Genomic DNA, 11939 nt, shown 5'->3' on the forward strand with positions numbered 1-11939 from the left:
GATCGCGGCCCGGCCGGCGCGGGTCAGGTGCCACACGTCGGAACGGCCGCACCGCACGCGGGCGAGCAGGCCGCGCCGCTCCTGGGCGAGGGTGACGCGGCGCAGGTACGCCTCGTCGACGTGCGCCGGCGTCAGCAGCTCGTGCAGTTGCGCGAGGGTGGCGACCCGGACGCAGCCGAGCACGGCCAGAACGCGGGCCCGCAACACCGTGTCGGGCGTGGTGGGTCGGTGGGGTTGTTCAGGCATCGGGACAGCTCCTGTGGACCGAGGACACCCCGAGTGGGCGTCCGGTGGCCCGCATCCTGACGACGTACCCCTTGTCCACCGTCTGTCGGCGCCTCTGACCTGCGCAAATACACCTCTTGTCCAAAGTCTTGACCACGCTCCCCGCGCGTGGCTGCACCCCTTGTCCGGGGTCTGTTCGCCCGGACATCACCAGGTTTCGCCTTGGCCGAGCCCTGTTGTCGGTGTTCGCCCGGGTTCGGGCGCGGACGTGGTTCGGCGCGGCGCGCTCGGGCGCCGCGCCGATTAACGTCACATGCCGGGCCCGTGAGGGTTGCCGTCCATGAACAGCGGGTCGATGCCGGCGGGGCGGCGACCGTGGGTGCGGTTGTGGATCCAGGACAGGCCCTCGGGGTCGAGCCGCAGCTTGGCCCGGGTGAGGGCGACGTAGGCGAGCATCGCCTCCTCGCGCGGGATCGGGCCCGGCTCGCCGGTCTCGCGGTCGGGCGAGGGCTCCGAGAAGTCGTCCGCGATGGCCACGCTGTCCCACTCGCGGCCCTTGGCCTTGTGCGCGGTGGAGACGACGACCTGGGCGCGCTTCTCGTCGCTGAGCCGGCCGACCGCGGCGATGACGGCCTCGGGGCCCTCATCGTCGATCAGGCGCACGAACGTGCCCAGGCCACCGGCGTCCTCGTCGCGGACGTACTCGCGGACCTGCTCCCACGTGTCGAACACGAACAGCTCGGGGTGGCTGGTGCGGCGGCCGTTCTTCAGGTCGCGGGCGGCCTCGGCGAGCCGGCGGATCGCGGTCCCGCCGCCGACCAAGCCGACGGTGCGGCCACTGTCCATGTAGTCCATCGCCGACCTGATCGCGCGGGCGTTGGTCCGGCACAGCAGCGCCTTGGGGGTCTCCAGTGGGCCGACGGTGGACGCCGTGTTCGGGTTGCCGATCAGCAGCGGTGCCGCGCCGAGCTCGTCCAGCCACGTGTTCGCCTGGGCCGCGATCGCGTGCCCGAACCTGAACGACTGTGCCAGGTAGAGGCGTTCGTCGGCGGGCCAGGTCGCGAGCGCGTCGACCGCGCCCCTCCACCCGTAGATGGCCTGGCAGGTGTCGCCGACGGCGACCTGCTGCGCGCCCTGCTGCCTGCGGACCACGCCGGTGATCACGGGGTTGGCGTCTTGGGCCTCGTCGTACAAAACGAAGTCGGCGCGCAGTTGCGGGCCGGTCAGGGCCCACATCTTGAGGTAGTGGTCGTGGGTGAACCGCAGCCGGCCGTTCACGTCCTGCAGGTCGGTCCAGGCCCGGTTCGCGTACGGCAGCAACTCCTTGCCCAGCCTGCGGTGTTCGAGCGGGGTGACGCCGTTGACCCACTCCAGGTGGCGGGCGTCGATCTCGGTGTCGTCGCTCTGGCAGTACCGGTCGACCATGCCCAGCGCGAGCCGGGTCAACTGCTCGGCGGTGAACGTGTGTGCGCCCACCTTCAGGGCGTCGTCGACGCCCAGGCGCCGGGCGGACTCGCGCGCGGGCAACCGCGGGCCGTCGAGTCGGTGCTTGTACAGGCGGCCGACCCCGCCGAACGCGAGCGAGTGCGCCGTCTTGCACTGCACGCTCGCCGGGAAGCTCGCGGCGGCCTCGACCTGGATGGCCTTGTTGTACGCGACGTACAAGCCCTTCTTGTTCGGCATCGCCTGCGCCGCGAGCCGCAACGTGGACGTCTTGCCGGTACCGGCGCGGGCCTCGACGACCAGGTGCCGACCGGCGACGAACGCGTCCACGATCGCCGTCTGCTCGGCCGTCGGCGCGAACCCGCCCACGGCCAGCTTGCCCGGGGCGGCCTTGGCCGGCTTCGCGGCCGCGACCGCGGGCGCCGCCTTCACCGGCGGGACGACCGACGGTGCCGCCGGGGTGGCGGCGTCCGCCAACGCCTCCAATTCACGGATCGCCGCGCACGCGCTCTCGGCCAGGCGGACCGCCGTCTTGAGTTCGTCGACGGACAGGTAGTCGATCAGCTCCCGCCCGAGCATCCCGTCGTCCAGGGCGAGCTTCATCTCCGTGAACCTCGCCCACAGGCGTGCCCGGCGCTCGTCGTCGTCGGGCTCCCGGCGGTTGCGGTACGCCGTCTGTTGGCACGACCGCGAGCAGTACCGGCGCGGCCGGCCGCGCCTGGTCTTACCGCCGAGCGACTTCGTACACACCTCGCAGCGGAACGCGGCCGCCTCCTCGGCGGCCGCGCTCGCGGGACCATCCATCCCCTGAGTTTTCGTCACGGGATTGATTGTGATGTAAACCCACCGGATCGCGCCCCTGATTCACCCGAACGGGTCCGGCGACGTGTCGGGCGTCCCGGGCCGGTGGCAGATGGCCGACAGACGCGTTTGTCCAGGGTTTCGACCGGACGTTTCACCGGACATTTCACGGCGGCGGTCCCTCGAACAAGCAACCCTGAGCGGTGATCGGGCGGGCAGACACCAAGAGGCGCGGCGCGAGTCCTCGGGGAAGGAAGGCTCGGGCCGCGCCGTCGTGTCGCGCGTCGGGTTCGGGGAGAGGGGTGGTCTAGTTCCGGGGGATGTCCACGAAGCGCATGCGATCAGCCTGGAAGTCGACGGTGGTCGTGATCGGTGGTCCCGTGCGCTGCTTGGTGACGATCAGGTCGACGGGGTTCGGGCGCGGAATGTCCGGCGCGTCCGGGTCGAGCGGGTCCTTGCGGTGGATGAGGATCACCATGTCCGCGGCCTGTTCCAGCGCACCCGCGCCGGGCAGATCACGCGGGGTCGGCACGTTGCCCCGAAAGGGCTTGAAGGCCAGACGGAGTTGGGTCACCAGGAGGACCGGCACGTGCAATTCCCGCGCCAACGCCTTCAGATCGGGTGCGATGGCCGCCACCGGACCGTCCTCGGTCATCCGGTCGGCCGTGCCCATCGAGCTGTAGATGAGCAGGTCGAGGTAGTCGATCATGATCAGTCCGAGGTCCGGGTGCGCCCGCCGGAAGGCTCGGGCCCGCTCCTGGATCCGGCGCAGGGTCAGGTTGCTCCCTCCGCCCTCCACGAGCATCCGCGTCCGGCGTAGACGTTGTTCCGCCTCCTCGACGGATCGCCGATCCCGCTCGGTGCGGTGATCGCCGTACAGGTCCAGGCGCGGCACTCCGGAGACCGCCGAGAGCAGTCGTTCGGCGAGTTCGGTGTCGTAGCTCTCCAGGGTGAACACGGCGGCGGGGATGTCCTGGTCGACGGCCGCCACGCGGGCGAACTGGAGCGCGAGGGCGCTCTTGCCGGTGGCGGTCTCCCCCGAGACGACGACGAGTTGCCCGCCGCGTAGTCCTCCGGTGGCGGAGTCGACGTCGACCAGGCCGCAGCGGACTCCGGGCGACTCCGGATGCGAGGGCGGGGCGACGCGGCGCGGAACGGGCCTCCCGCTCCCCTCCGCGGGGGTCACCCCGCGCAGGTCGCGCACCGCCCGAGCATGGGTCCGTTCGATCAGATCGAGTTGTGCGGCGGTGAGGTCCTGGGCTCCGGCCCGGAAGACGACGGGGCCGCGCAGCTTCAGAACGCTGTGCTCGACGGTGACGGGGTCGACCTCGACGACACCGTCCTCGGGCTCGGCGTCCGGGTCCGGCCCCTGGGTGGGGGCGAGTAGGGGCGGGCCGCCGGTGAGGTGCCAAATCATGCGGTTGGCGACGTCGTTCGTTCGGCGTGCGCCGGGGCCGGTGTCTCCGGTGAAGGGCACGAACCAGTAGGCGTGCAGCGGGTTGTCGCTCAGGAACTCGACACCGCTCTCGCCGGCCGCGCCCCGGCCCTCCGAGATGGTGGCGTACATGTCGTGCCAGGTGCCCCGGTCCACGGTGATGGCGCCGTCCGTGGTGATCGTGACGTGGGTGTACTCGGGTTTGGGTTCGTGCGACCAGGGCGCGATGCTCGCGGCGAGGCGATCCAACTCGTCGTCTTCGGCGGAACCGGGGAAGTCCGGTTCCCCGCTTGGGGTTTCCCCGCGTGTCGTCATGGCGGCGACGCTAGCGACACCGGGTGCCGCGTCGGGCCGGTTCCGTTGCCGAGCACCCGGACGAGGCCGCACCGGGTGGGGCGCGCGGTACGGATGTGACTCCAGAGGCCGTATACGCCCTCCCAAGGGCCCGCAACGCCGATCTTGGTACTCGGGGGCGGAACGCGTCCCGCGAGGCCCGTGGAACCACCCTTGCGGGCTTCGGTGCTCGCGGGACGCGTTCCGTGTCAGTCGGATCGCTTGTTCGCGTCCACGAAACGCCCGTAGTGGAGCTGGTTGTAGACCGTGATTTTGGTTTTCGCCCCGTTGCGGTTCTTGTCGACGATCAGGTCGACTTCGCCCGCGCGGGCGCTCTCCGGGTCGTACGCGTCCTCGCGGTGGAGCAGGATCACGAGATCGGCGTCCTGCTCCAGGCTGCCGCTTTCACGCAGGTCGCTCATGCGGGGCATCTTGTCCTCGCGTCCTTCCGGCCCCCGGTTGAGCTGGGACAGGACCATCACGGGCACGTCGAGTTCCTTCGCCAGGAGCTTGACGTTGCGCGACAACTCGGAGACCTCGACCTGCCGGTTCTCGGGCTTGCGGCCCGAGGACTGCAGGAGCTGGAGGTAGTCGATGACGACCAGGTCCAGACGGCCGTCACGCTGTTTGATCCGGCGGCAGCGAGCCTTGATCTGCGTGATGGTGACGTCCATCGAGTCGACGATCTCCAGCATCTTGGTGTCGCACGCGGGTGCGACGCGGGCGGCGGCCGTCCAGTCCTGCTCGGTCATCTGGCCGCCGCGAATGCGGTGCAGCGGGATCCGGGCCTCGGCGGCGATCAGGCGCTGCCCCAGTTCCTGGCGGGTCATCTCCAGCGAGAAGAACACGACCTTGTGGCCGCCGCGGATCGCCGCGTGTCGGGCCACGTCCAGCGCGAGCGTGCTCTTCCCGAGGGACGGGCGGGCCGCGACGATGACCATCTGGCCGGGCTGGAGCCCGTGGGTCAGGTCGTCGAGATCCTGGTAGCCGGTGAGGATCCCGGTCCGGGCGCCCTCGTTCTGCATGCGTTCGGCCTCGTCCATCACGAGGCCGAACAGCCCGTCGAGCGTGATCGATCCCTCGTCGTCGCCGGTCCGGGCCGTGACGGTGGCGAGTTCGGCGGACGCGGCGTCCACGATCTCCGCGACCTCGCCGATACCGGCGAACCCCATCTGCACGATGCGGGTGCCGGACTCGACCAGGCGCCGCAGCGTGGCCTTCTCCAGCACGATCCTCGCGAAGTACTCCGCGTTCGCGGCGGTGGGCACGGCGGAGATCAGCGTGTGCAGGTACGGGTGGCCGCCGACCCGGCCGATCTCGCCGCGCTTGCCCATCTCGTCGGCGACGGTGACCGCGTTCACCGGCAGGTCCCTGGCGTACAGGTCCAGGATCGCGGCGTAGATCAGCTCGTGCGCCGGCCGGTGGAACGCCGTGCCGCCGAGTTTGCCCAGGGCCTGGACGACGTCGCCGATGGCGTCCTTGGACAACAGCATGGCGCCCAACGCGGACTGCTCGGCCGCGATGTCCTGCGGCGCGGCGCGGTCCATCGGCGGGACGCCGGGCAGAGTCTCGTCCTGGTCGAGGTCCTGGTCGTGGTCGCGGCTGGTGGGGGCGGGGATTACCGTCATGGGTGGTTCTTCCGATCGCGAGATGGTCGGTTGGATCACGTGGGCGGCCCCATGCCGGGGGCCGCCCACACTCGGGTCCGGGCTCAGGAGCCGGACGGCAACTCGTCGGCGATCGCCCGGTTGCGTTCCTCGTCCTCGTACCGCGCCCGCTCACGCTCCGCCGGGGTGGGACGGGCCGGGTCACGAGGCGGCACAGGCGTGCCGATCCCGAACCGCGCGGCCATCGCCGCCTTGCGCGCGGCCAGCAGGCCCGGCGACGCGGCGGGGACATCGGCCTCGTGCTCGTCGACGGCGGCTTCGTGGGCCGCGCTCGCGCCACACGGCTCGCACTCGGCGGCACGCCGGTGCGGATGCTGCGGGCACGCGTCGTCCACTGCGGCCGGCGACGACACGGGGACCAGGACCACAGCCTCACGCAGACGCATGTCCGCCACGCGCTTGGGCAACACCGCCGGGTAGTGCGTGACGCCGCCCGGATCCCGGGTCAACTCGGCCACCAGGAGCGGGTCGTCAAGCGACCATCCCAGCCTGGCCGCGTTCCGCGCCAAGTCCGGCGCGAGTTTCTGCGCCTTCCGAAGACCGGCGGTCCAGGGGTGGGGCAGTCGCATCAGCACGGCCGCAGCCGCAGCAACGTCTTCCGCCGACAGGCAAACCGCCTCCTCCCCCTCCGGCGAAGCCGGCCGCACGACGTCAGCCGACGCGTGGGGGTAGGGGGAGGAGGTTTTTACCTCCTCCTGGGGGTGTGGGGGGAACGCCTTACCGCTTCCCGGAACGCCGGACGCGGTCTGACCTGCGGGAATGCGCTTCCGACCGCTTCCCGGAACGCCGGAACCGGCGTAACCGCTTCCGGCGTTCCGGGAAGCGGTCTGACCTGCGGAAATACCGATCGACACCGTTTCCGGCTTCACCGCTTCCGGCGTTCCGGGAAGCGGTCCCACCTGCGGCGACGCGGACGGGAAATCGGGGTGGTCGCGGGGGTCCCACGGCTCGCTCGGCGGCATCGCGTCCGGGTTCCACGCGGGCTGCGGGTAGAGCTCGTAGGACACCTTCCCGAAGGATCCGGACGAACCGCCCGCCTGGATGCGGCGCACGAACCGGGCCTCGATCAGCCGGCCGAACGACTCGTACACGGCGTCGCGGCCGACCAGCACGGCCGCGTTCTTCGCCGACCGGATGCCCGCGGCTTGCAGCTCGCGCCACATGTCCTTCACGGTCAGGGCGCGGCCCTCGGCCACCACGAACAACAGATGCATCAGCAACACGTGGTCCAGCGCGTGCACGAGGCCGCTGCCGTAGACCATGTGACGGTGCAAAACGACCGCGTCCACAGGCGCGGCACCCATACGAATCGGCGCCTCGCCGACGACCTGGGCAGGAATCTCGGTCACAGCACACCGCCGAACAGGGCGGTGCGGATCGAGAAAGAGGGAAACGCGACGCCCTCGGCGACGGGTGGACGGCCGTCGGTGGAGCGAGGGCGGTGGGGTGCGACGAGCATGTTGGTTCGGGAGTCCTCTCGGAGGAAGCTCCGGGTACGCCACGCTGACCAGGGTCGACTGCCGCTGGGGTATGTCGGCAGGTACTCTGGCAGAGCGCGCGGGGCCCAAAACTTGGTAGGTGGATGGGACGCGGCACCTGAGAACCGGCAAGTACGTCCGGTTCTCCAATGAAAGCGACCGTGTCTCTAGGGGTAGAGACGGAGCGGTCGCTTTCGGCGTTTTCAGTTGTCAATTGGGCTCCGCAATCGTGGGGCTGACTGCAGAATCACAGCATTCTCCCACGATCACTACCGTGGGTTAGCAACCCCATCTGACCAGCCCTAACGGTATGGACGCTATGCGTACAGCCGCCCGCGCTTAGCGTCGCGGCCTGCCTGGTCGGCATTCCTAGGACTCCTCTTCCGGCGATGGGGTTGGGGCCGAGTAGTAGTCGCTGCTGGCAGGTGCGACGGGCCACCGCGCAGATGCTGCGCGAGCCAACGGATATCGGACCGTGAACAACGCGCCGCTCATCCGAATGTCCTGGACCTCGACCACTCGGGGGCCACCTCGACCGCGGGCGGCGAGGGACGTCAGGCGCACCACCCGCAGCATCGGTACGCCGGTTTTCGGCATCCGAAGTGCCTCAGCTTCTGCTGGCGACGGCATGCGCGTGGATGCCTCCTCGGACCACCGCAGAGGCTTTCCGGTCCATTCCTCAACCCTGTCGTACATCCCGCCTAGACCCGTGGGCCCCGAGAGCGCAGGCACTTCTTCGGTCACCCATGCCGGGATCCACGAGTCGGCGAGCTGGCGGTGTTCCTCGCGGTCCGGGTCGCCCACGAGTCGCCGTCGAACAGTGAGCTGGCTGCCTACCTCGACGCCGAGCATCTCGGCGACGTCTGCAGGAGCCGGCGCGAGCCCGGTCCGCGTTCGCTCGCCGTCCGGCCACGGCAGCGCCCGCCAGTGCTGCACCTGCGGGCCGCTGTAGTAGCCCAGCTCGTCCCGCTCGATCTGCCGATCCCGCACGGTCAGCCGGACCTGATCGGGGTGGATCTTTACGACGATTCCGCCGCGCCCCCGCCGGTCAACCAAGCCCTCCTGCTCCAGCACGGTGTACGCGTCCCGCATGACCGTGGAACTGACATTAAAAGTTCCCATGAGTTCGGCCAGTGGCGGCAGCTTGGACCCCGGCGGAAACTCGCCGGACGCGATCCGTTTGCGCAGGTCATCGGCAATCTCACCGTATCGAGTGCTCACGGTCGGTACCTCCTCCAGGGTCGTCGTGATCTCAGAACCACGAAGTTAGTGGACAGACTAACGCTTGACAAGGATCGACTACGGAGAGCAGTCTCGGTAACGCAAGCGACCCCCGGCAGCCACCGGGGGTCGCGGTTGGAGCGCAGACCAAATAGGAGGCAGCGCCCATGAACCAGCATGCCCGATACCAGGTGCCCGTAGTAATCGCGGGGCCCGAAACGAATTCTCAGCCGCCGCGAGTCGGCGTGCTCGACCGCATCCGCATCCTGTTCACCGGCCGGATGGGCAACCGCCTGGCGGTCGCCGTTGCCGACCGCGCCGACGCCGACCTGCACGCGCTGACTACCGTGCTGCGCAGCCGCACCGAGTACCTGGGGCACGTCACCGACGCACTCGTGGCGTCTGTTGTCTACGGGGACGCGGCCCGGGAGGACGACCGGCGCACCTTCGCCGCCACGGTCGCGGAACTCGCGTCCGACGCCGACATCCTGCGCTACGAACTGCGGCAGACCATCGAGGAGTTGCAGGACGCGAAGGCGTCGTCCGGTCCGTGTGGGTGGGCGGACGTGATGGTCGAGTCCAGCGTGACCGACCAGGTCCGCCGGGGTCTGGACGCGACGGTGTCGACCGACGTCGCACGCGGCCGGGTCGCTCTGCGGATCGTGACCCAGCACCTGAACGGCGTCCTCGCCGACGGCACTCCGGACCTTCGGCTGGTCGCGCTCGCCGAGCTGCTCGGCGTCGACCTGCCGGCCGGCGTCGTGTCGGACCCGTGGGGAGTGCAGCGATGACTCTTCACCTCGTACACCCCGTCCGCCGGACCCGCACCGAGTACCGCCTCGCCAAGGGCGTCGCGAAGCGCGACCCGGCCACTCTGCCGGTCTACGTCGTGCTCCGCGCGGCGCTGCCCGGCACGGTCGTGGCCTGGGCGACCGGTACGGGCGTCGTGGTCGCGCTGACCACGACAGGCCCGATCGCGATCGTGTTCGGCGCGGCCGCCGCGATCGCGGTGGGCCTGGTCCTCGCGGCCGCCGCCGCCTACACCCACGCCGGTCGCTCGCTCCGCGTCCTGACGGACGGCCTGTACCTCCGGGCGATGCGCGAGGACACCCCGCCGATGTCGCAGTTCTCCACCCGGGCCGCGCTCGTCGCCGACTTCGTCGAGCGCCACGGGCCCGCGAACACGTGGATGCCCGAGGTGCACGAGGAGTTCGCGCACCGGGTCGAGCACGCCGCGTCGGAACTCCCGTTCCTGCCCGCGTGGATGGCCGACTTCACCATCGAGATGATCGCCCGCCCGGACGCCCGGCCCGTGATCGGAGGGCCGAGCGATGACCGCGCGTGACGTGATCGCCCGCCCGCTCTACCGGGTGCTGCTCGACGGTCCCGTGATCGGCGTGATCGGTCTGGGCGCGTTCGTCGCCGCACCGATCTCCGATCTCGTTCCTCGCCCGTGGTCGGCGATCACCGCCGTGATCGTGGCGGTCGCCGTCGGCGGGACGGCCTGGCGGGTGCTCACGTACTGGGCGCCCCACGACCGGCGGACCGGGATGGACGTGCTGATCGAACTGTCCGAGGCCCTCGCCGACTGGGCGGGATGGCCGCGCGTCGACCACGGCCCGAAGCACGCGCACATCGACCACACCCACGGGGGCACGACATGAGCATCACGAACCTGTTCAACGAGGGCGACGATCCGCGTCGGCCGTCCCGGCGCGAGGAACGCCGCGCGGACCGTGTGGCGGACGCCGAACTGCAGCGCGAGGACGAGCGCCTGGAGCGCGAGCAGCGGCGCGAGGACGCGCGACTTGCGGCCGAGGAGAAGCGCAAGGACGACGCCGTGCGCCTCCAGGGCGAGCTGTTCAAGCGGGCCGCCGACGAGAAGGCGACGGCCAAGGCCCGGAAGGACAAGGACGAGGAGAAGTCCCGCCGGAAGGTCGCCCGCAAGGCCGCGTGGACCAAGACGGTCGCGGCGGTGTCCGAGCACATGCCGCCTGCGGGGATGCCCGTGGTGGCGGTCAGCCTGGGCATGGGGTGGAGCGGGCAGGCCGGGGCCGCGCAGGCGGCGGGCATGGGCGTGTGGGCGCTGGGCGTGCCGGTCCTGTTCGAGGGCATGGTGCTCACGCTCGCGGGCCTGACGTCGGCGGCGATCGGTCGTGGCCCCAAGAGTCCGTACAAGTTCCTGCTCGGCGCCACGTGGGCGTCCGGGGTGTTCGCGGCCGCCGTGAACGCGTCCGGTCACCTGATCGAGGACCACTCCGCGGCCGGGATCTACCGGGCCGGCGCCTACGCGGCGGCCTCGCTGGCCGCGCTCGTGCTGTGGGCATTGGTGATGCGCTCGAAGAAGGCGCGGCTGTCCGGCGAGGAGGCCGCCGAAGTCGCTCGGTGGCGCCGGCTGCGGCGCTCGCACCCGGTGGTCGCCCACCGGGCCCAGCGGATCGCGGACCTGACCGGGACGCAGTACCCGCAGGCGTGGGCGCTGGCGTGGTCCAGGACCAAGGGCGCGAGCGTCGACGAGCCGATGATCAGCGAGATCCGCACCCTGCGCCGGTCGACGTACCGGCGCAGTGTGGCCCTGGCGTGGGACGGCCGCAAGGGTCGTGACAAGCCGCTTGACGGTGCTGTCGGCGAGCCCGTTCCCGGTGTCGTGACGCCTGCGTCCGAGGTGGCCGCGATCGTTCCGACGCAGGCCGGTCGCGCGGCTCCCGGGCTGTGGATCCCGGACCTGGAGGGTCGGTTCGAACGGGCCGTGATGAGCGTTCCCGACGCCGCGCCCGGAACGCCCGCGCAGGGCCCGGAAACCCAGTTCCCGCTTGGAAACCCGGACGCCGACGGGGATGTCCCGGACGAGGTCGCGGAGAGCCCCGAGACGGGTCTGCTGGATCTGCCGGAGCGGAAGCTGCGGCAGGCCGCGAAGGCGTGGCACGGCCTGCAGAAGCGGATCGAGAAGGACAAGCGCCTGTACTCGCGGAAAGCGCACCTGGGCGTGTCGCCGTACGCGTTGGCGAAGGCGCTGCGGATGCGCCGCCAGGACGGCGCCCCGCTCGTGCGGACCCTGATCGACGCGCAGCTCATCCCGGCCGCCGTCGAATCCGAATGACCCCACCCGATCGACTCGCTCGACAGCTCGACGGCGGGCCCGCCGCGTTCGGTGGGCCCGCCTCCCCCAGGAGGTGACGGACATGAGCACGACGACGACGATCGAGACCACTCCCACCACCGACCAGACCCCGGCCGCGCAGCCGGCCCCCGCCGCGTCGACGACGCGATCGGCTCCGTCTGCGGAGACGACGCCGACCCCGCACGCGTCCGGCGCGATCCCGGCCGTGCCGACGC

Annotated in this window: 10 protein-coding genes; 4 read left to right on the forward strand and 6 right to left on the reverse strand. The window is 70.8% G+C overall.

Annotation, left to right across the window (positions count from 1 at the left end; translation table 11 throughout):
- From GT354_RS17465 to GT354_RS17490, 6 genes are all read right to left on the reverse strand, one after another.
- Positions 1-246 (reverse strand): hypothetical protein (locus GT354_RS17465; RefSeq protein ID WP_161357231.1); only part of this gene is annotated, 246 nt, incomplete at its 3' end.
- Between the two features lie 288 nt (positions 247-534).
- Positions 535-2490 (reverse strand): UvrD-helicase domain-containing protein, encoded by a 1956-nt coding sequence (locus tag GT354_RS17470; RefSeq protein ID WP_346012063.1) that lies wholly within the window; start codon positions 2488-2490, stop codon positions 535-537.
- Positions 2491-2776: 286 nt separating this feature from the next.
- Positions 2777-4219, reverse strand: coding sequence for a DnaB-like helicase C-terminal domain-containing protein (locus GT354_RS17475; RefSeq protein WP_161357232.1), 1443 nt, complete (start codon positions 4217-4219; stop codon positions 2777-2779).
- 227 nt (positions 4220-4446) lie between these two features.
- Positions 4447-5865 (reverse strand): replicative DNA helicase, encoded by a 1419-nt coding sequence (dnaB, locus tag GT354_RS17480; protein WP_161357233.1) that lies wholly within the window; start codon positions 5863-5865, stop codon positions 4447-4449.
- An 83-nt stretch (positions 5866-5948) separates the two neighbouring features.
- The gene (locus GT354_RS52625) at positions 5949-7253 is read right to left on the reverse strand and encodes a hypothetical protein (RefSeq protein WP_202511992.1); all 1305 of its coding nucleotides are present in this window, start codon (positions 7251-7253) and stop codon (positions 5949-5951) included.
- A 498-nt stretch (positions 7254-7751) separates the two neighbouring features.
- Complete coding sequence (locus GT354_RS17490) at positions 7752-8603, reverse strand: GntR family transcriptional regulator (RefSeq protein WP_346012064.1); 852 nt, start codon at positions 8601-8603, stop codon at positions 7752-7754.
- A 167-nt stretch (positions 8604-8770) separates the two neighbouring features.
- On the opposite strand from GT354_RS17490, the gene GT354_RS17495 reads away from it, so the two are divergent.
- Genes GT354_RS17495 through GT354_RS17510 form a run of 4 tightly spaced genes read left to right on the forward strand, consistent with a single transcriptional unit; the run spans position 8771 to position 11703 of the window.
- Positions 8771-9394, forward strand: a complete 624-nt coding sequence (locus GT354_RS17495) for a hypothetical protein (RefSeq protein WP_161357234.1) — start codon at positions 8771-8773, stop codon at positions 9392-9394.
- Positions 9391-9948, forward strand: a complete 558-nt coding sequence (locus tag GT354_RS17500; RefSeq protein ID WP_161357235.1) for a hypothetical protein — start codon at positions 9391-9393, stop codon at positions 9946-9948. Before GT354_RS17495 ends, GT354_RS17500 begins: the two co-directional genes overlap by 4 nt.
- Positions 9935-10267 carry a hypothetical protein gene (locus GT354_RS17505; RefSeq protein WP_161357236.1) on the forward strand — a complete coding sequence of 111 codons (333 nt, stop codon included), beginning with the start codon at positions 9935-9937 and terminating at the stop codon, positions 10265-10267. The genes GT354_RS17500 and GT354_RS17505 overlap by 14 nt, the downstream gene beginning before the upstream one ends.
- Positions 10264-11703 (forward strand): hypothetical protein, encoded by a 1440-nt coding sequence (locus tag GT354_RS17510; RefSeq protein ID WP_161357237.1) that lies wholly within the window; start codon positions 10264-10266, stop codon positions 11701-11703. Before GT354_RS17505 ends, GT354_RS17510 begins: the two co-directional genes overlap by 4 nt.
- Positions 11704-11939: the final 236 nt, after the last annotated feature.

The sequence above is a fragment of the Streptomyces sp. SID3343 genome (genome assembly GCF_009865215.1).
Taxonomy (GTDB): domain Bacteria; phylum Actinomycetota; class Actinomycetes; order Streptomycetales; family Streptomycetaceae; genus Embleya.